Source organism: Kribbella antibiotica (genome assembly GCF_004349055.1).
In the GTDB taxonomy this organism is placed as follows: domain Bacteria; phylum Actinomycetota; class Actinomycetes; order Propionibacteriales; family Kribbellaceae; genus Kribbella; species Kribbella antibiotica.
In genome coordinates, this window is record NZ_SMKX01000048.1 from 33,363 (window position 1) to 52,219 (window position 18,857).

Annotated in this window: 18 protein-coding genes; 10 read left to right on the forward strand and 8 right to left on the reverse strand. The window is 67.6% G+C overall.

Features of this window, described 5'->3' with window-relative positions; all coding sequences use genetic code 11:
* Positions 1–442: 442 nt before the first annotated feature.
* From glpK to E1263_RS18325, 5 genes are read right to left on the reverse strand one after another with little or no spacing between them, the layout of a single operon-like run.
* Positions 443–1,954, reverse strand: a complete 1,512-nt coding sequence (glpK, locus tag E1263_RS18305) for a glycerol kinase GlpK (RefSeq protein WP_132168897.1) — start codon at positions 1,952–1,954, stop codon at positions 443–445.
* The gene (locus E1263_RS18310; RefSeq protein WP_132168899.1) at positions 1,955–2,713 is read right to left on the reverse strand and encodes an IclR family transcriptional regulator; all 759 of its coding nucleotides are present in this window, start codon (positions 2,711–2,713) and stop codon (positions 1,955–1,957) included.
* 35 nt (positions 2,714–2,748) lie between these two features.
* On the reverse strand, positions 2,749–5,268 hold the full coding sequence (locus tag E1263_RS18315) for an ABC transporter permease (RefSeq protein ID WP_132168901.1): 2,520 nt from the start codon (positions 5,266–5,268) through the stop codon (positions 2,749–2,751).
* Entirely contained in the window at positions 5,268–6,014 is a 747-nt protein-coding gene (locus E1263_RS18320) for an ABC transporter ATP-binding protein (RefSeq protein WP_132168903.1), read from the reverse strand. Before E1263_RS18320 ends, E1263_RS18315 begins: the two co-directional genes overlap by 1 nt.
* Positions 6,015–6,045: 31 nt before the next feature.
* Positions 6,046–6,933: a RecB family exonuclease gene (locus E1263_RS18325; RefSeq protein WP_132168905.1), complete on the reverse strand. Its 888-nt coding sequence runs from the start codon at positions 6,931–6,933 to the stop codon at positions 6,046–6,048.
* 69 nt (positions 6,934–7,002) lie between these two features.
* Here E1263_RS18325 and E1263_RS18330 point away from each other — a divergent pair, with 69 nt between their 5' ends.
* From E1263_RS18330 to E1263_RS18350, 5 genes are all read left to right on the forward strand, one after another.
* Complete coding sequence (locus E1263_RS18330; protein ID WP_132168907.1) at positions 7,003–7,800, forward strand: intradiol ring-cleavage dioxygenase; 798 nt, start codon at positions 7,003–7,005, stop codon at positions 7,798–7,800.
* A gap of 48 nt (positions 7,801–7,848) precedes the next feature.
* Positions 7,849–9,003 (forward strand): M50 family metallopeptidase, encoded by a 1,155-nt coding sequence (locus E1263_RS18335; RefSeq protein ID WP_238161315.1) that lies wholly within the window; start codon positions 7,849–7,851, stop codon positions 9,001–9,003.
* A gap of 104 nt (positions 9,004–9,107) precedes the next feature.
* Positions 9,108–10,064, forward strand: a complete 957-nt coding sequence (locus E1263_RS18340; protein ID WP_132168909.1) for a tRNA (adenine-N1)-methyltransferase — start codon at positions 9,108–9,110, stop codon at positions 10,062–10,064.
* A 69-nt stretch (positions 10,065–10,133) separates the two neighbouring features.
* Positions 10,134–11,876 carry a proteasome ATPase gene (gene arc / locus E1263_RS18345; protein ID WP_132168911.1) on the forward strand — a complete coding sequence of 581 codons (1,743 nt, stop codon included), beginning with the start codon at positions 10,134–10,136 and terminating at the stop codon, positions 11,874–11,876.
* A 228-nt stretch (positions 11,877–12,104) separates the two neighbouring features.
* Positions 12,105–12,437, forward strand: coding sequence for a hypothetical protein (locus E1263_RS18350; protein ID WP_132168913.1), 333 nt, complete (start codon positions 12,105–12,107; stop codon positions 12,435–12,437).
* On the opposite strand, the gene E1263_RS18355 is transcribed toward E1263_RS18350, so the two are convergent.
* Genes E1263_RS18355 through E1263_RS18365 form a run of 3 tightly spaced genes read right to left on the reverse strand, consistent with a single transcriptional unit; the run spans position 12,438 to position 14,416 of the window.
* Positions 12,438–13,271 (reverse strand): hypothetical protein, encoded by an 834-nt coding sequence (locus E1263_RS18355; RefSeq protein WP_132168915.1) that lies wholly within the window; start codon positions 13,269–13,271, stop codon positions 12,438–12,440. It abuts the gene before it with no gap.
* Entirely contained in the window at positions 13,268–13,879 is a 612-nt protein-coding gene (locus E1263_RS18360) for an RNA polymerase sigma factor (protein WP_132168917.1), read from the reverse strand. The genes E1263_RS18355 and E1263_RS18360 overlap by 4 nt, the downstream gene beginning before the upstream one ends.
* Before the next feature lie 36 nt (positions 13,880–13,915).
* Positions 13,916–14,416 carry an NUDIX hydrolase gene (locus E1263_RS18365; protein ID WP_132168919.1) on the reverse strand — a complete coding sequence of 167 codons (501 nt, stop codon included), beginning with the start codon at positions 14,414–14,416 and terminating at the stop codon, positions 13,916–13,918.
* Between the two features lie 73 nt (positions 14,417–14,489).
* On the opposite strand from E1263_RS18365, the gene dop reads away from it, so the two are divergent.
* The 5 genes from dop (at position 14,490) to E1263_RS18390 (ending at position 18,622) form a co-directional block, all read left to right on the forward strand.
* Positions 14,490–16,010 (forward strand): depupylase/deamidase Dop, encoded by a 1,521-nt coding sequence (gene dop / locus E1263_RS18370; RefSeq protein ID WP_132168921.1) that lies wholly within the window; start codon positions 14,490–14,492, stop codon positions 16,008–16,010.
* A gap of 68 nt (positions 16,011–16,078) precedes the next feature.
* Positions 16,079–16,288 (forward strand): ubiquitin-like protein Pup, encoded by a 210-nt coding sequence (locus E1263_RS18375; RefSeq protein ID WP_132168923.1) that lies wholly within the window; start codon positions 16,079–16,081, stop codon positions 16,286–16,288.
* Between the two features lie 8 nt (positions 16,289–16,296).
* Positions 16,297–17,139: a proteasome subunit beta gene (gene prcB / locus E1263_RS18380; RefSeq protein WP_132168925.1), complete on the forward strand. Its 843-nt coding sequence runs from the start codon at positions 16,297–16,299 to the stop codon at positions 17,137–17,139.
* Between the two features lie 32 nt (positions 17,140–17,171).
* Positions 17,172–18,011 (forward strand): proteasome subunit alpha, encoded by an 840-nt coding sequence (gene prcA / locus E1263_RS18385; RefSeq protein WP_132168927.1) that lies wholly within the window; start codon positions 17,172–17,174, stop codon positions 18,009–18,011.
* The gene (locus tag E1263_RS18390; RefSeq protein ID WP_132168929.1) at positions 18,008–18,622 is read left to right on the forward strand and encodes an NUDIX hydrolase; all 615 of its coding nucleotides are present in this window, start codon (positions 18,008–18,010) and stop codon (positions 18,620–18,622) included. Before prcA ends, E1263_RS18390 begins: the two co-directional genes overlap by 4 nt.
* Positions 18,623–18,857: the final 235 nt, after the last annotated feature.

Here is an 18,857-nt window from a genome sequence, read left to right on the forward strand (position 1 = left end):
GTCCGCAGGACCCGTCGGCGAATCTGCGGTTGGCGGAGGTCCAAGATCTGCGCCGAGTGGAAACTCCAGGTCGACCAGTTGAACAAAACGTTCCACCCAACGACCTCGGCAGGCCGGAACGTGGGTCGCTCGCGCCCAGTGGTAATTTTTGGTCGCTAGGTGCGAAAAAGCTTCCACTCAAGGGCTTCGGTAGACGGAACACGAGGGGCACTTTGCATTACACGTGAATTTTTCGGGTCTATGCGCCGAAAAAGTCACGTGTAACGACGCAGCACGGGCCAGTTGGGCGCGGCAGGACCCCACGCTTCCTTGCCGGCTTCTTTCACCACAGCGGAGGGTCACTTTCAAGGCTTCCTCGCTACCGGCCGCAACCATAGCGGGCACCTCAGACGGCGGTCACGCGGTCGCCGACCTCGCCAGTACCTCACAGTCGACGCGGGAATCACTGCTGGTCGGGGCGGATCCAGTTGAAGGTGCGCTGGACGGCGGCTTGCCAGTTGGCGTATTCGGTGGCTCGGCGGGTGGGGTCCATGTGGGGGAGCCATTGGCCGGCGCGGTGCCAGTTGGAGCGCAGGCCTTCGAGGTCGGGCCAGTAGCCGACGGCCAGACCGGCGGCGTAGGCGGCGCCGAGGGAGACGGTTTCGGTCACCATCGGGCGGACTACCCGGACGTCGAGCAGGTCGGCGATGAACTGCATGAGCAGGTTGTTGGCGGTCATGCCGCCGTCGACCTTGAGGGAGGTGAGGGCGATCCCGGAGTCGGCGTTCATGGCGTCGACGACTTCGAGGGTCTGGAAGCCGGTGGCTTCGAGGACTGCTCGGGCCAGGTGGCCTTTGGTGATGTAGCCGGTGAGGCCGGCGATCACGCCGCGGGCCTCGCTGCGCCAATGCGGGGCGAACAGGCCGGAGAAGGCGGGGACGATGTAGGCGCCGCCGTTGTCGTCGACCGTGCGGGCCAGGGTCTCGATCTCGGCGGCGGTGTGGATCAGGCCGAGGCCGTCGCGGAACCACTGGACGAGCGAACCGGTGACCGCCATCGAGCCTTCGAGCGCGTACGACGCGGGTTCGTCGCCGATCTGGTAGGCGACCGTCGTGAGCATGCCGTGCTTGGAGCGGACGATCTCCTGGCCGGTGTGCAGCAGCAGGAACGAGCCCGTGCCGTAAGTGCACTTCGCCTCGCCCTTGCTGAAGCACGTCTGGCCAAACAGTGCGGCCTGCTGATCGCCGAGCGCGGCACCGATCTTCACCCCGGGCAGCACCTCGGTCGCCGTCGCGAAGACTCCTGACGACGGACGGATCTCCGGGAGGACAGCCCTCGGTACGTCGAACGCCGCGAGCAGCTCGTCGTCCCATTGCAGGGTGGCGATGTTCATCAGCATGGTCCGGCTGGCGTTCGTGACGTCGGTCGCGTGCAGACCACCGTCGGCGCCGCCGGTGAAGTTCCAGATCAGCCAGGTCTCCATCGTGCCGAACAGCACCTCGCCACGTTCGGCGCGAGCTCGCAGACCGGGAGTGTGGTCGAGCATCCACTTCAAACGCGGCGCCGAGAAGTACGTGTTCAGCGGCAGCCCACACAGATCCGCGAACCGGTCAGGGCCTTCGTCACCGGCAAGCTCGGCCACCAGCCGATCGGTGCGCGTGTCCTGCCAGACGACCGCGTTACCGATCGGGCGGCCGGTCGCGCGATCCCACAGCAGGCTCGTCTCGCGCTGGTTGGTGATGCCGATGGCAACGATCTGGCTCGGGTCGGCTCCGGCCTGCTTCAAAGCAGCCGGTACGACGCGGGTCACGTTCCGCCAGATCTCGGCCGCATCGTGCTCGACCCAACCCGGCTTCGGGAACAACTGCCGATGCTCGCGCTGAGCCACCGAGACCAGCCGCCCACGCCGATCGAACAAGATGCATCGGGTGGAGTTCGTCCCTTGGTCGACCGCCGCCACATACTGCTCAGCCATTCAGGAGTCACCCCGCAGATCTCGGGCGATGGCTTCGGCCGTCGCCCGGACCATCGCCACCAGGTCAGGGCGATGCTTCATGCGGCTGTCGCAGACTCGTTCGATGCGGCCGGTGAGGCCGACGGCGCCGACGACCAGACCGCCCAGGCCACGAATCGGGGCCGCGATGCCGGCCGTCTCGATCGTGTGCTCCTCGAACTCGCCGGCCCAGCCGCGAGAGCGGACTGCGGCCAGCTCCTCGGCCAGCCGGGGTGCGTCGATGATGGTTCGGGTGGTGAAAGCTTCGAGGCGCTTCGGCCGCGCGGCGCCACTCGCGTCGTACGCGAGCACGGCCTTGCCCAATGCGGTCGCGTGCGGAGGGAGCGTCGTACCGACGTCCAGGTCTTGGTCGCTGTCGTCGGGGCGGAAGACGTGGTGGACGATGGCGACCTTCGCGTCGACGAGCCGGCCGACGCGCACGACCTCGCCGCTGCGGGCGGCCAGCGAGTCGGCCCAGTTGATCGCGCGGCTGCGCAGCTCGTTCGGATCGAGGTAGCTCTCGCCGAGCCGGCCGAAGGCGTCGCTCAGGTGATAATGCGCGCCACTGCGGTCCTGCTCGACGAACCCGACCTGATGCAACGTGCGCAGAATTCCGTGCACAGTCGTCTTGGCCAGGCCGAGCGCGTTGCCGACATCCGCGACACCGAGCCCGTTGGGAGCAACCGCGAGTAGGCGGAGCACGGCCGCAGCCCTCTCGATCGACTGCACGCTGCCCGGCACACCCGCAGGCTACCGGTGAAACCACCGCGTGGCTGCTACTCAGTGGCGATGGCCTGCAGCACGTTGAGTCGCGCTGCACGGCGTGACGGCCAGACTGCAGCGAGTACGCCGATCAGCGCCGAAACGAGCATCGCGCCGATCAACTGCAGCACCGGGATGTCGAGCACGCCCAGACCGTCGTCGACGAGCACGCGCTGAATCGCGGCTGCGGTCAGCACCCCGACCAGCAGCCCGAGCAACGCGCCGAGCAGAGTCACGGCGATCGACTCGACCCGCAGCATCCGGCGCAATTGCGGGCGGTCCATCCCGATCGCCCGGAGCAGACCGATCTCGCGCGTGCGCTCGACCACCCCGAGCGCGAGCGTGTTCACGATGCCGAGAATGGCGATCAGAACCGCCAAGGCGAGCAGCATGCCGATCACACCGGCCGCGGCATTGACCGGCCCGCGCGCCTGCGCCGCGTACGCCTGCTGGTCGCGCACCTGGATCGATGGATAGTCCTTCAGCTCGGACAGGACCGCCGTACTGGCCTGGGCCATACTGGTGCCGTCGGCAACATCCACGTACAGCAGCGAGTCGGCCGGGGCGCCGCCGAACGACTCGTACGTCGGCAGGGCGACGACGATCGCGTTGAGCTGCCGGTTCGGGCTGAGGATGCCGGCGACGGTCAGCTTGTGCGTGCCGCTGGTGGTGACGAGGGTGAAGGTTTTGCCGGGGGAGACGTTGAGGGTTTTGGCCAGCGTCCGCGGTACGACGGCCTGCCCCTTCGCGAGGCCGTCCAGCGAACCGGAGTCGAGCGTGACCGAGATCGGCCCAGCGAGCGTCCCGTCGCCGACACCGGTCAGCCTGACCGGGATGTCGTCGACCTTGCCGTCCTGCTGGCGGACCTGATGAACGGCCGCGACCTCGCCGAGCTTGCGGACCCGGTCGGCCACCTGCGGGCTGAACGTGTCGGGGTCCGACGAGCCGATGACTAGGTCCGACGTACCGATTGCGGCCGCGATACTCGCGTCGATCGATGCCTTGGCCGACGCGGCGATGACCACTAGCCCGCTGATCAACGCGACCGAGATCATCAACGCCGACGCGGTGGCCGACGTCCGGCGCGGGTTGCGCTCGGCGTTGCGGCGGCCGAGCGTGACGGCTGCCTTCCGGCCGAACGGCGCCATCAACGCACGTACGGCGTACCGGCTGACCAGGGGACTGGTCAGCACGATGCCGAGCAGCGCCATGGCCGAGGCCAGGCCGATCAGCACGGCGCCCGGCATGCCGCCGGCGTGGTTGGCGACTGCGTAAAGACACCCGGCCATCAGCAGGAGGAACCCACCGAACAGCAGGCGGATGAGCAGCGAACGCTCGGGGATCGTGGCGCCGTCCCGCAGCGCCGCCATCGGTGACAGCCGGCCTGCTCGGCGCGCGGCCGGGTAGGCGGCGGCCAAGGTCAGCACGGCGCCGATCAGGTAGCAGGCGATGATCGTGGCCGGCGTGATTTGCAGCCCAGCGCTCGGGATCGCAGCGCCGAGCTGCTGATAGGCGAAATGGATCCCCGCGGCGACCGCGATTCCGAGCAGCAGCCCGAGGGTCGAACCGATCAGCCCGATGACGAGCGCCTCGGCCAGCACGGTGCGGGTGACTTGGCCGCGAGACGCACCGATCGCGCGCAGCATCGCGAGCTCCCGCGACCGCTGGGCGACCTGCATCGCGAACGTGTTCACGATCAGGAACGCGCCGACGAACAACGCGAGCCCGGCAAACATCAGCAGGATCGAACTGAACCCACCGAAGGTCGTGTCGAGCGCGGTCTCACCATCGGCCTCGACCTGCGCGGCCGTGCGCACGTTGTAGGGGTCGCCGACCGCTTTGGCGATCGCCGTCCGGACCTGTTCGGTGTCCGCGTCGGGCTTCAGGGTGACGGCGATCGACGTCCAGCCGGGTTTGCCGAGCAGCACGAGCTGCGCGGTCGCGGAGTCGAACACCACCAGCGGCGCTCCGGCAGCCGGCCCGGCCTGGGCGGGCGTGATGATCCCGGTCAGCTTGGCGGTCACGGCTCGGGTCGCACTGACGATCCGCACCTGATCGCCGATGGCGTAACCGGCCTTCGACGCGGTCGACTGATCGAGGGCCAACTCCGCCGTACCGAAGGGTTGCTGGCCGTCGATCAGCCGGAACGGCGAGGTGCTGATCGCATGCGGCCAGCCGGCGCCGTAGGTCGCCAGCCCGTAGGTGTCGATCGTCGACCCGTCAGGCTTGCGGATCTGCACGTCGCTCACCAGCAACTGCGCATCGGCCTCAGCAACCCCCGCCACGGCGGCCACTTCGCTCACGACTGCGGATGCGAGCGTCGGGGGCGGGCCGTTGCGCGACTCGACCGGATCCACCGGCGTGACGGTGATGTCCGCCGTACTGCCGGCGAACTGCTTCTTCAACGCCGTCGCCAAGGTGTCGGTGAAGACCATCGCGCCACCGACGAACGCGATCCCGAGCATCACCGCGACCGTGCACAGCGCGAACCGCAGCCGGTGCGCCAGAACCGACCGGAGGCCGATCTTGAGCATCAGCCCGCCACGGCCGGATCGAGACTCTTCATCGTGTCCAGGACGGTCTCGGCCGTCGGGTCGAGCAGCTCGGAACGCAACCGGCCATCGGCCAGGAACAAGACGCGATCCGCATACGACGCCGCGCTCGGATCGTGGGTGACCATCACCACGGTCTGCCCGAACTCACGCACCGACCGGTGCAGGAAGCCGAGCACATCGGCCGACGACTGTGAGTCGAGGTTGCCGGTCGGCTCATCGGCGAAGACCACATCGGGCCGCGACGCCAGCGCGCGGGCGCACGCAACGCGCTGCTGCTGGCCGCCGGACAACTCCGATGGCTTGTGCTTGAGCCGATCGGTCAGACCGATCGTGTCGATGACCGTGCGCAGCCAGTCGCGATCGGGCGTGCGACCGGCCAGGTCGAGGGGGAGGGTGATGTTCTCGAACGCGGTCAGCGTCGGCACCAGGTTGAAGGCCTGGAAGACGAACCCGATCCGGTCGCGGCGCAGGTGGGTCAGCTGCTTCTCGGGCAGGTGGCTCAACTCGACATCACCGACAAACACCTGCCCGGACGTCGGCTGGTCGAGACCGGCCAGGCAGTGCAGCAGGGTTGACTTGCCTGATCCCGACGGGCCCATGATCGCGGTGAACCGGCCCTTGCCGAAGTCGGCACTGAGGTCCACGAGCGCATCGACCTGGGTCTGGCCGGCGCCGTACCGCTTGGTCACGCCGACAGCCCGCACGGCAGCTTCGTTCACGATCATGCGACGAACGGTATCCAGTAGAGGTTCCTCCTCAGCCGTCGACACCGATCAGGTCGACGTTCGCCGACTCGACGACGACCTCGTCGACTGATCGTTGCGGCAGCGGCGGCGGGGTGCCACCCCACGACGGGCACAGCGGCTTGTAGTCGCACCAGTCGCACAGCGGGCCCTTGCTCGGACGCCAGTCACCGGACTCCAGCGCATAACTGATCGCCGCCCACAACGCGGTGACCTTGCGCTCGCAGGCCCGCAGGTCGTCCTCGTCGGGGATGTAGCGCACGATCTCGCCGTTGCCGAGGTAGACCAGCTGCAGCATCGCGGGGACGACGCCGCGCATCCGCCACAGCACGAGCGCGTAGAACTTCATCTGGAACAGCGCCTTGGCCTCGAAGAACTCCGACGGCGACCGGCCGGTCTTGTAGTCGACCACCCGGATCTCGCCGGTCGGGGCGACGTCGAGCCGGTCGACATAACCGCGCAGGACCAGACCGGATTCGAGCTCGGTCTCGACATACAGCTCGCGCTCGGCGGGCTCCAAGGCGTTCGGGTCCTCGAGCTTGAAGTACTTGCCCAGCAGTTTGTGTGCCTCGGCCAGCCAACTTGCCAGCTCTTCGCCGCTGGCATCCTCGGCGAACAGCTCGGCCACCTCCGGCTGGTCGACGAGCACCTGCTGCCACTGCGGCTCGAGCATCTCGGCCGCGTGCTCCAGCGTCCGCTGACCGCTCGGGAGATCGAAGAGTCTTTCCAGGACGCCGTGCACGACCGTGCCCCGAACCGCCGCGGACGACGGTTTCTCCGGCAGCCGATCGACGACCCGGAAGCGATACTTCAGCGGGCAGCTCATGAAGTCGGCCGCCCGCGACGGCGACAGCGCACCCCGCGGATGTCTGTTGACTGGTACTTCGGCCGCAACGCTCATATCGGAAACCCTAGGGGAGAGCACCGACACTTTCGGTCAACTATCGGTCTGGCTTGCCACGCTAGGCAGATGAAGCCTCCCCGCGAACACGATCTTGGCTTGGAGTACGACCTCGGCACACTGCGCCGTCGACAGGTCCTGAGCCTGTTCGCCGGCGCCGGCCTGGTCGCTCTCGCCGGTTGTGCACCCGACTCCGAGCCAGCACCGACGCCGACTCCTCCAGCCGCCTCGACCACGGGTGCCGTCGACGAGATTCCCGCAGAGACGGTCGGCCCCTACCCAGCCGACGGCTCCAACGGTCCGAATGTGCTCACCGAGTCCGGAATTGTCCGCAGCGACATCACCAAGTCCTTCGGCACTGCGTCCGGCACGGCGACCGGCGTACCGCTGACTGTTGATCTGACCATCCTTGATGCTGACAACGACACGCCTCTGCCCGGAGCAGCCGTCTATGTCTGGCAGTGCGATGCACAGGGCCGCTACTCGCTCTACTCCGATGGTGCGACCAACGAGAACTACCTGCGCGGCGTCCAAGCCGCCGATGCCAATGGCAAGGTCACTTTCACGACGATCTTCCCCGGTGCCTACCCGGGCCGCTGGCCGCACATCCACTTCGAGGTCTACGCCGGTCTGTCCGAGGCCACAGCCGTCGGCAAGATCAGCGCGACCTCGCAATTGGCCCTCCCGGAGAACGTGGCGATGGCGGTCTACGCCACTTCCGGATACGACGGCAGTATGGAGAACCTGCGCCGTACGTCGCTCACCGACGACAGCGTGTTCGGCGACGACGACGGGGTCCGGCAGCTCGCAACCGTCTCCGGAGACGCGGTCAAGGGGTACGTCGCACGGCTCAATGTCGGGGTCTGACCTGGGCAGGTAGCAGGTTGTTACCGATGAACCAGTAGCGTTGGAGCGATGGCTGAGTCGCGTGATCCCCAGAGCCCCGCCCAGCCGGCCGGCCCACCGCCGCCCGGTACCTGGGTCCTCGGCCGTATCCGCGGCATCCGCCTGACCATGCGGTTCACCTGGTTGCCGGTGGCAATGCTGCTGGCGTTCGGGTTCTCCGCGGTGATCGGCCAGCAGTTCCCCGAGATCGGCGTCTGGCGCTACGCCGCGGCGTTCGCCTTCGTGGTCGCGTTCACGGTGTCGATCCTGATCCACGAGCTGGCCCACGCGCTGATGGCGCTGCGGTTCGGGATCGGGGTGTCGGAGATCAACCTCGGATTCTTCGCGGCCGGAACCCACATCGAGGGCGAGCGCAAGCGGCCCTTCGAGGAGTTCGCCGTCTCCGTGGTCGGCCCGATCGCGTCCCTGATCGTCGGTGGCCTGGCCTACCTCGGTGCGCGTGCCGTGGACGACGGCGTCGGGTACATCGCGTTGTGGCAGCTCGCCGTCGCGAACCTGATCGTCGGCGTCACCAACCTGCTGCCCGGCCTGCCGCTGGACGGCGGCTGGGTGCTGCGAGCCTTGGTCTGGAAGATCACCGGCAACATGCACACCGGCACCATCGCGGCTGCCTGGGGCGGCCGGATCCTGGCCGGCCTGGTCCTCGCGCTGCCCGTCATCCTCGAGCGCGTCTTCGGCCGTGAGCCGAGCATCATCGACTTCCTGATCGCCATGGCGGTCGGCCTGTTCCTGTACATGGGCGCGACAGCGCAGCTGATGAACGCCCGGCTGCGCAACAAGCTGCCGACCTTGCAGGTCCGCACGATGGCCCGTCGCGCGATCGCCGTGCACTCCCACACCCCGCTGTCCGAAGCCATCCGGATGGCCGGTACGGCGCACGCCGGCGCGATCGTCGTCATCGACGGCGACGGCAAGCCGCACGCACTGGTCTCGGAAGCCGCGGTCACCGCGGTCGCGGAGAACCAGCGCCCGTGGACGACGGTCAGTGAGCTTTCCACCCGGATCGCCGCAGGCCACATCATCGGCGTCAACGACACCGGCGAAGAGATCCTGGCGACGATCCGCGAGCACCCTGCGTCGGAGTACCTGGTCCTCGATGCGGCCGGCAGCGTGTACGGCGTCCTGGCGACGGCCGACATCGAGCGGGCCTTCAGAAATCGCTGAGCAGAAATCGCTGCGCAGAAATCGCTGAGCCGGCGGCTGGCGAGCGCCGTACCGGTGACCTGGGTGACGGCCCGTTGGTGACCGAAAGTTAAGGTGAGCGCCTTATGGCTGACTTGCGCGACTTTCCCGACCAGGCGTTCTCCGGAGTCCATCACGGCCCGCTCCAAGCGGGGGAGTGGATCACCCTCACCGACTCCAAGGGCCGCCGGCACTCGGTGTTCCTGGAGCGCGGGAAGGTCTTCCACACCACCAAGGGCGGTATCGAGCACGACGAGCTGATCGATGGGCCGGACGCCGTCGTGATCCGCTCCAAGGGCAACGTGGAGTACCTGGCGCTGCGGCCGCTGATGGCCGACTACTCGGTCTCGATGCCCCGCGGTGCCGCGGTGATCTACCCCAAGGACACGGCCCAGATCGTCACGATGGCCGATATCTTTCCGGGTGCGAAGGTCGTCGAGGCCGGCGCTGGTTCCGGTGCACTGACCACCGCCCTGCTGCGCGCCGTCGGTGTCCACGGTGAGGTCATCTCGTTCGAGCGGCGCGAGGATTTCGCCGAGGTCGCGCGGAAGAACGTGACCAACTTCTTCGGTGCCGAACACCCGGCGTGGCGGCTCGAGGTCGGCGACCTGGTCGAGAACCTCCAGGAGACCGAGGTCGACCGGATCGTCCTGGACATGCTGGCGCCCTGGGAGTGCGTGGAGGCCGCTGCGGGCGCGTTGAGCCCCGGCGGCGTGTTGTGCGCGTACGTCGCGACCACGACCCAGCTGAGCCGTTTTGTGGAGACTCTGAGGGCACACGGCGAATTCACTGAGCCGCGCGCGTGGGAGTCACTCGTGCGAGACTGGCACGTGGAGGGTCTGGCGGTTCGTCCGGGACACCGGATGCAAGGTCACACCGCCTTTTTGGTCACTGCCCGACGGATGGCGCATGGGGTTCAGGCACCCCGTAAGAAGCGCCGGCCGGCACCGGGCGCGTACGGCGACGACTACACGGGCCCCCGTCGCGCTGACGGATCTGAGGATGCCTCCGAAGTTCCGGGTGCATCCGCAACCGACACGTGATGGGATTCAGCTTGCCCAGCGAGGTTTTCTGGGTAAGGTCCATAAGGTCGAGCCCCACATGGTGAGGTGATGATCGTGGCTGGAGACGAGAGTCCTACCGCGGCAGAGCTGCGTAACCAGGTCCGGTACCTGGAGGCCGAGGTCGCAGCGTTGCGGCGTCGGTTGTTGGAGCACCCGGCTGATAGCCGGTCGCTCGAAAGCAGGCTGTCCGAAACACAGAACTCCCTGGCGAGTGTCACCGCTCAGAACGAGCGGCTGGCCGACACGCTGCGGGAGGCGCGAGAGAAGATCATCGCCCTGAAGGAGGAAGTCGACCGGCTGGCGCAACCGCCGTCCGGATTCGGCACCTTCCTCGGCCGCAACGACGACGACACGCTGGACGTGTTCACCGGGGGCCGCAAGCTCCGGGTGGCCGCCAGCCCGTCGATCGACCTGGACGAGCTGAAGCTCGGCCAGGAGTTGATGCTGAACGAGGCGTTGAACGTGGTCGAGGCCTGCGACTTCGAGGTCGTCGGCGAAGTGGTCATGCTGAAGGAAGTGCTGGCCGACGGAGAACGGGCGCTGGTGACCGCGCAGGCCGACGAGGAACGGGTCGTCCGGCTCGCCTCGCCGCTGCTCGACATCGCGCTGCGGACCGGCGACTCGCTGCTGCTGGAGCCCCGCTCCGGCTATGTGTACGAGAAGATCCCGAAGTCCGAGGTCGAGGAGCTGGTGCTCGAAGAGGTACCGGACATCGACTACACGCAGATCGGTGGTCTGGCCGGCCAGATCGAGCAGATCCGGGATGCGGTCGAGATGCCGTACCTGCACAAGGACCTGTTCCTGGAGCACGAGCTCAAGCCGCCGAAAGGCGTCCTGCTCTACGGCCCACCCGGCTGTGGCAAGACGCTGATCGCGAAGGCGGTCGCGAACTCGCTGGCCAAGAAGGTGGCCGAGAAGACCGGTGTCGAGGGCAGGTCGTTCTTCCTCAACATCAAGGGTCCGGAGCTCCTGAACAAGTACGTCGGTGAGACCGAGCGGCACATCCGCCTGGTCTTCCAGCGGGCTCGGGAGAAGGCCTCCGAGGGCATGCCGGTGATCGTGTTCTTCGACGAGATGGACTCGCTGTTCCGCACCCGCGGCTCCGGTGTCTCCTCCGACGTCGAGAACACCATCGTCCCGCAGCTGCTCAGCGAGATCGACGGTGTCGAGGGCCTGGAGAACGTCCTGGTCATCGGAGCCTCGAACCGTGAGGACATGATCGACCCGGCGATCCTGCGGCCGGGCCGGCTGGACGTGAAGATCAAGATCGAGCGGCCGGACGCCGAGTCCGCCCGCGACATCTTCTCGAAGTACCTGACCACCACGCTGCCCCTGCACGCCGAGGACCTGAGTGAATTCGGCGGCGACCGGGCCTCGTGTGTGAGCGGGATGATTCAGCGCACGGTGGAGCGGATGTACACCGAGGCCGACGAGAATCGCTTCCTGGAGGTCACCTATGCCAACGGTGACAAGGAAGTCCTGTACTTCAAGGACTTCAACTCGGGTGCGATGATCCAGAACATCGTCGACCGCGCGAAGAAGATGGCGATCAAGGCGTTCCTCGACGACGGGCAGAAGGGTCTGCGGGTGCAACACATGCTGCAGGCCTGCGTGGACGAGTTCAAGGAGAACGAGGACCTCCCGAACACGACCAACCCCGACGACTGGGCCCGGATCTCCGGCAAGAAGGGCGAGCGGATCGTCTACATCCGCACGCTCATCTCCGGCAAGCAAGGCACCGAGCCCGGCCGGTCGATCGACACCGCGACCAACACGGGTCAGTACCTGTAGACGAAGACGATGGGCGACGTGTGTCCGCGGAGAGCGCGGACCACGTCGCCTTCGTCGTGTTGTGCGGCTCGCTACGCTCCCCGCGTGCGGGGGCTTCGCCACCCGCGCCCCCCAAAGCGCTAGCCCGACCGCCTTAACCCTGCGGCTTCGGGGCGGTGCGTCGTTCCGGGGGAGGGTGGGGGATTCCCCCGATACCTGTACGTCGATCGCGGCCCTACCGTGAGCGGTATGGCGACCGAGGATGTGCGCAAGGACCTGCGGGCGGCGGTGGCGGCTCGTCAGGAGCTGGGGCCGGAGTACGAAGCCGAGATCATCGAAGGCTTCCTGGAACGACTCGACGCGCAGCGTCGCGCCACTGCTGTTCCTGAACCGGTCCAGCCGCCGGCGCACCCGAGCCGTGAGAAGGACCCGGGTGGCCTGGCCTTGGCGATCGTGTCGATGGGAGTCGCGGTTCCGATCACCGCGATCTCCGCGAACATGGCCGGCGTGACCGGGGTCGTGGTCAGCTGGGTGGGTCTGGTCGGCATCAACCTCGCCCGCAACCTCGGCCGCCGCCGCTGATCAGGGTTTGAACGGCACCGGCCGGCCTTGTGCGTCGAACGCTCGCACCTGCTCGGTCGGCGTACCGGAGTTCGGGCCGACCGGGATCGCCCGGCTGTCGGTGTAGGCGAAGTGGTCGGCGACAGCGCCGGTGATCCACGCACTCGCCCCGCCCCGCCAGACATATCGGGACTCAATGCGCGCAACGTTCGGCTCCGCGCGGTACAGCGTCCACCGCTGGAAGTACATCTTCGTCGGCTGGGTGCTCCAACTGCTGCCGATCACGGCTGCCACAGCTTGTGTCGACGTTGCTGCTTTGATCCAGTCCTGGTTCGGGATCACGTGGACCCCGAGGCCCTGCTGGCAGACAGCGAACACCTGGCCCTTCGGCGACTTGGCACGTGCCACCACGAGCTGGACGAAGCTGCTGCCAGGCTTGGGTCCCTTGAGCCGCCGGGACCACAGCACCTGCAGCGCACCGTCGGCGCCCGGCACGTTGCAGGACTTCGCTGCCGCGGCGGCATCGGCCGCCGATACCGGACCGAGGTCGACAGCGGTCGGGAACGGCAGGATCTTGTCCGACTGCGGCGGCACCGGACTTGCCGGCTGCTTGTCAGATTTCGGGTCTTTCGAGGACGTCCCAGCGACGGGAGCCTGCTCGCCTTGCGGGTGCTGGACGACGGCGATGGTGCCGGCCACGATCGCCGCGACAGCGCCGACGGCGACGAGAGGGGCTGCCCACGCGGGAGTACGACGTACTGCTGGGCGAGTCTTTTGCAGGAGTTGGCGGCGCAGCCGGTCGTGCTGGTCGGGGGTCATCGCCGGGACGGTGGGCGGTTCGAGGTCGGTGTTCACGACGGCTCCTGAAGGAAGTCACTGGATACAAGGTCGGGGAAGCGCCGACGGGCGCGGTGCAGACGGGCCTTCACAGTCCCGACCGGTACGCCGAGAGCGTCCGCGGCCTCGGCTTGGGTCAAACCGGCCCACACGACGAGCTCGAGCGTCTCGCGCTCGTGCCGGGGGAGCCGGTCGACTGCGCGGTGGATGGCTGACATCCGGCGTTCGTCGTCGAGGCGCTGAGCCACATCGACGGAATGGTCGGCGCCAGGTTCGGGGTCGGGTAGCCGCTCGACCAGTCGGCGGATCCGGGCTGCTGTCCGGGCCAGTGTTCGGCACTCGTTGCCCGCAACCACCAGCAGCCAGCCACGGGCGGTGGGTGTGGACAGTGGCCCGGGCGGGTTGCGCTGGAACCGCCGCCAGGTGTTGAGGAACGTGGACTGGACAACGTCCTCGGCAGTGCTCCAGGACGCCGTACGGCGGAAGGCGAATGCGTGCACGGCATCGGCGTGCCGGTCGAACAGCTCGCCGAGCGCCAGATGGTCACCGCTGCGTAGCCGATCCCACAGCTCGTGATCCGGTGGTGCCGTCACAGGCTCCGCCTCGTCGATCAGAATGTTGGTCACACCGGTCTATGACCGGTCACCCTGCCGATGGTTGCATCAGATCAGGCCGCGGACGTACGCACCCAGCAGTCCGACTGTGTCGGGCATGAACGGCCACTGGGGGTCGTTCAGCCGGGCGACGAGCTCGGACGGCGACATCCAGGCACCCCAGGCGACTTCTTCGGGCTGGTGGCTGACTGGGCCGTCCCACACACAGGTGTAGAGATAGGCGTGATAGCGGGTGTGGTCGTCGGCATAGTCGCCTTCGGGGAGCTTGGCCAGCTCGACACCGGTGATGCCCAGCTCCTCGGCCAGCTCGCGGACCACTGCGTCGTACGGGTCCTCGCCGGCTGCCACGACACCGCCGGCAGCGAAGTCGTACCGGCTCGGGTAGACGTCCTTGGTGTCGGTACGGCGATGCACGTAGATGTCACCGGCCGCATTCCGGACGACGACGCCGGTTGCGGAGTGGCGCAGGTTGTCGCGGCGCATCACCGATCGCGGTTCCGCTCCGATGACCACGTTGTCGTTGCCGAGAATCGCTACCAATTCGTCCACGCGGGCAGTCTCACACGGGTGCCTGTGGACAAAGCACCCCGGTTTGGGGGCGGAACCGCGTAGGCTCGGAAGCATGAGTGTGCGGCGGATTATGGGGACCGAGACCGAGTTCGGCATCTCGGTGCCCGGCCAGCCCGGGGCCAACCCGATGCTGACCTCGAGCCAGGTGGTGAACGGCTACGCCCAGACGCAGCCACTGGCGCGCAAGACCCGGTGGGACTTCGACGAGGAGCACCCACTGCGGGACGCGCGCGGCTTCGACCTGAGCCGGGAGGTGGCCGACACCAGCCAGCTCACCGACGAGGAGACCGGCCTGGCCAACGTCATCCTCACCAACGGCGCCCGGCTGTACGTCGACCACGCCCACCCGGAGTATTCGTCGCCCGAGACCACCAACCCGCGGGACGCTGTGGTCTGGGACAAGGCCGGTGAGCTCGTCATCATGGAGGGCGCGCGCCAGGCCCGGCAGATCCCGGGTGCCCCGCAACTGAACCTGTACAAGAACAACACCGACAACAAAGGCGCGTCGTACGGGTCGCACGAGAACTACCTGATGCGCCGGTCGACGCCGTTCGCGTCGATCGTGCGGCACCTGACGCCGTTCTTCGTGAGCCGTCAGGTGGTCACCGGCGCAGGCCGGGTCGGGATCGGCCAGGACGGCAGCACGAACGGGTTCCAGGTCAGCCAGCGCGCGGACTACTTCGAGGTCGAGGTCGGCCTGGAGACGACGCTGAAGCGGCCGATCATCAACACCCGCGACGAGCCGCACGCCAACCCGGATCGGTACCGGCGGCTGCACGTGATCATCGGCGACGCGAACCTGTCCGAGATCTCGACGTACCTGAAGGTCGGGACGACGTCGCTGGTGCTCGCGATGATCGAGGACGGCTGGCTGACCGACGACCTGAGCGTCGACCGCCCGGTGCAGGCGCTGCACGAGATCAGCCACGACCCGACCTGTACGCACCTGATGACGCTCAAGGACGGCCGCAAGCTGACCGCCGTCCAGCTGCAGACGGAGTATCTGGAGCAGGCCCGCAAGTACGTCGAGGACAAGTACGGCGACGACGCGGACCGCCAGACCAAAGACGTGCTGCACCGCTGGGAGCAGGTGCTCGACCAGCTCGCCATCGACCCGATGAAGCTGGCCGACCAGCTCGACTGGGTGGCGAAGTACAAGCTGCTGCAGTCCTACCGCGACCGCGACGGCCTGCAGTGGGACGACTCGAAGCTGCACCTGGTCGACCTCCAGTACGCCGACCTGCGCCCGGACAAGGGCCTGTACTACAAACTCGTCAGCGCCGGCCGGATGCAGCGGATCGTGACCGACGAGGAGATCCGGATGGCGGTTTCGCATCCGCCGACCGACACTCGCGCCTACTTCCGTGGCCGCTGTATGCAGCAGTATGCGGGCCAGGTCGCGGCCGCCTCCTGGGATTCGGTGATCTTCGATCTGCCGGGCAAGGAATCGCTGCAGCGGATCCCGACTTTGGACCCGATGCGCGGCACCAAGGCCCATGTCGGGGCACTTCTTGACCAGTGCGACACCGCGAGTGACCTGGTTCGCACCATCACTGGGGGTGCCGCCGGGTAGGGTCCTTCTTAGAAGCACGGAAGAGCGGTTGGGCGTTTCTTCCACTGCGGTTCTAGGAGGTGTGTGCGATGGCGAAGGACGGCGGGCAGCAGCACAAGCAGCCGAAGCGTTCGACGACCGAGGAAGAGGTCGAGCAGGCGAAGACCTCGGAAGACGTGGCCGAGCGCAAGGAACGGCTCGACGACGACGTCGACTCGATCCTCGACGAGATCGACGAGGTGCTCGAGGAGAACGCCGAGGAGTTCGTCCGCGGGTTCGTGCAAAAGGGTGGGGAGTGAACCGCTCGATGACATTTGATGCCTCCGGCCGGTTGCCGGAAGCCTTCCTGACCCCAGGTGGCACGTCGTTCATGGACTTCCTGGCCGGGCACGCGCCCGACCTGTTGCCCGGACGGCGCAGCCTGGGGCAGGCCGACTTCTCCGACCAGGTCCCGCACGGTACGACGATCGTCGCGATCACCTTCGCGGGTGGCGTGCTGATGGCCGGCGACCGGCGGGCCACGATGGGCAACATCATCGCCTCCCGGGACATCGAGAAGGTGTTCCCGGCCGATGAGTATTCAGCGGTCGCGTTCGCCGGTTCGGCCGGGTTCGGGATCGAGATGGTCCGGCTGTTCCAGGTCGAGCTCGAGCACTACGAGAAGCTCGAGGGAACCACGCTCAGCCTGGACGGTAAGTCCAACCGGCTGAGCGCGCTGATCCGGGGCAACCTCGCGATGGCGATGCAGGGTCTGGCCGTGGTCCCGTTGTTCGCGGGCTACGACCACGACCGCTTGGGCGGGCGGATCTTCTCCTACGACGCCACCGGCGGCCGTTACGAGGAGACCAGCTTCCACAGTGTCGGTTCGGGTTCGCTGTTCGCCCGGGGCGCGCTGAAGAAGCTCTACCGCGAGGACCTGTCGGCGACCGATTGCGCGACGGTGGCGATCCAGTCGCTGATCGACGCCGCCGACGACGACTCGGCCACCGGTGGTCCGGACATGTTGCGGCGGATCTTCCCGGTGATCGGCGTGGTCACGGCCGACGGCTACCAGCGGTTGCCCGAGGACGAGGTTGCCACTCTGGTCGACGCGGCCTGGGCGCAGCGCCACGAGCGCCCTGACGGCCCCGTTTCGGCGTCCCTGACCTGAACTCATTCGACTGATAGAGGACGACACCTTCGATGAGCACGCCGTTCTACGTATCCCCAGAACAGCTGATGCGCGACCGGGCGGACTTCGCCCGGAAGGGCATCGCCAAGGGCCGCAGCGCGATCGCGCTGCAGTATGCCGACGGCATCCTGTTCGTCGCAGAGAATCGTTCACCCGCGTTGCACAAGGTGGCCGAGATCTACGACCGGATGGCGTTCGCTGCCGTCGGCCGCTACAACGAGTTCGAGAACCTTCGGATCGCCGGCGTGCGCCTGGCCGACATGCGCGGGTACTCCTACGACCGGCGCGACGTCACCGGCCGGGCGCTGGCCAACGCCTACGCCCAGACTCTCGGTGCGATCTTCTCCTCCGGTGGGGAGAAGCCGCTCGAGGTCGAGATCCTGGTCGCCGAGACCGGTGCCACCACGGCCGATGACCAGATCTACCGGCTCACGTACGACGGCTCGATCGCCGACGTACGGGGGTATGCAGTGATGGGTGGCCAGGCCGAGCAGGTCGCCGAGTATGTCGGCGAGCACTACTCCGAGGGCATCTCGCTGGCCGGCGCGCTTCGCCTGGCCGTCGACGCTCTGGGCCACGACAGCACCGAGCCCCGCGAGCTGACCTCGGATCAGCTCGAGGTCGCGGTGCTCGACCGGACCCGCACCCAGGTCCGGAAGTTCAAGCGGATCTCCGAGGAGACGCTGGCCCGGATCCTGTCCGAGTCCCAGCCGTCGGCTGATATCGAGGCCGCCACCGAAGAGGCCGCCGCGAACGCCTCGGCGGATGACACGCCGGCGGTGACTGCGGTGGACGACGACGATGCGCCGATCGCTCCGCCCGAGGACCCAGACGACACCCGTCCGCTGTGACGGATCGCCGTACAGACTCAGCCGCCACGTCCGACGTGGCGGCTGAGCCGTCCCGGCTGCCCGACCCGGAGCCGTGGGAGTTGCTGGGGGAGAAGCTCGCATACCAGCGCTTCCTCACGGTGTCCGTCCGCCGATACCGCATGCCGAACGGCCACGAGGTCGACTGGGACGTCAGCGGCCCGGAGTCGACGGCCGGAATCGCCAGCGGCGTCACCGTCCTGCCGCTCACCCCCGACGGCCGGATCGTCACGGTGCGCATGTTCCGCCCCGGCCCCGACAGCATCGTCACGAACCTCCCTGGCGGCCTCGTCGATCCCGGCGAAGATCCCGCCGACGGCGGCGTCCGCGAGCTCGAAGAAGAGACCGGCTACACCTGCGAAAGTATCGAGATCGTCGGCTGGCTCTGGGGCGGCACCTCGTCAACCTTCCGCAAATACGTAGCCATCGCCCGCGGCTGCCGCCCCAACGGCAAGCAGCAGCTGGACGATGCCGAAGACTGCGTCCCGGTAGAGCTCACGGTGGCCGAGTTCCGCGCCGAACTCCGCACCCCCGGCGCCATGACCGGCACCGACGCCGCCTACCTCGTGCTCGACCACGCCGGCCTGCTCTAACCACCACCCCCGCATTCCGCCGTACCGGAAACCCGCCAAAGGTGGGTCGCCTTCTCTTTGTGCGCGAAGCTCGTCTTTGGGTATCCACCAACCATTTCCGCGGCCCGCAGATGGTTGGTGGATACCCAAGGATGCGCGGTGGGCCCAAGGATGCGGAGCGGGCTCAAGGATGCGCCGCGGGCTCAAGGATGCGCCGCGGGCTCAAGGGTGCGGGGGCTGTCCTTTGGGCGGGGAG

What these genes read in the sequence shown, in the direction of transcription:
- glpK (WP_132168897.1), bottom strand. Translation starts at nt 1,954, where the DNA reads ATGGCTGAGCAGTATGTGGCGGCGGTCGACCAAGGGACGAACTCCACC.
- E1263_RS18315 (WP_132168901.1), bottom strand. Translation starts at nt 5,268, where the DNA reads ATGCTCAAGATCGGCCTCCGGTCGGTTCTGGCGCACCGGCTGCGGTTC.
- E1263_RS18320 (WP_132168903.1), bottom strand. Translation starts at nt 6,014, where the DNA reads ATGATCGTGAACGAAGCTGCCGTGCGGGCTGTCGGCGTGACCAAGCGG.
- E1263_RS18325 (WP_132168905.1), bottom strand. Translation starts at nt 6,933, where the DNA reads ATGAGCGTTGCGGCCGAAGTACCAGTCAACAGACATCCGCGGGGTGCG.
- E1263_RS18330 (WP_132168907.1), top strand. Translation starts at nt 7,003, where the DNA reads ATGAAGCCTCCCCGCGAACACGATCTTGGCTTGGAGTACGACCTCGGC.
- E1263_RS18335 (WP_238161315.1), top strand. Translation starts at nt 7,849, where the DNA reads ATGGCTGAGTCGCGTGATCCCCAGAGCCCCGCCCAGCCGGCCGGCCCA.
- E1263_RS18340 (WP_132168909.1), top strand. Translation starts at nt 9,108, where the DNA reads ATGGCTGACTTGCGCGACTTTCCCGACCAGGCGTTCTCCGGAGTCCAT.
- arc (WP_132168911.1), top strand. Translation starts at nt 10,134, where the DNA reads ATGATCGTGGCTGGAGACGAGAGTCCTACCGCGGCAGAGCTGCGTAAC.
- E1263_RS18350 (WP_132168913.1), top strand. Translation starts at nt 12,105, where the DNA reads ATGGCGACCGAGGATGTGCGCAAGGACCTGCGGGCGGCGGTGGCGGCT.
- dop (WP_132168921.1), top strand. Translation starts at nt 14,490, where the DNA reads ATGAGTGTGCGGCGGATTATGGGGACCGAGACCGAGTTCGGCATCTCG.
- E1263_RS18375 (WP_132168923.1), top strand. Translation starts at nt 16,079, where the DNA reads ATGGCGAAGGACGGCGGGCAGCAGCACAAGCAGCCGAAGCGTTCGACG.
- prcB (WP_132168925.1), top strand. Translation starts at nt 16,297, where the DNA reads ATGACATTTGATGCCTCCGGCCGGTTGCCGGAAGCCTTCCTGACCCCA.
- prcA (WP_132168927.1), top strand. Translation starts at nt 17,172, where the DNA reads ATGAGCACGCCGTTCTACGTATCCCCAGAACAGCTGATGCGCGACCGG.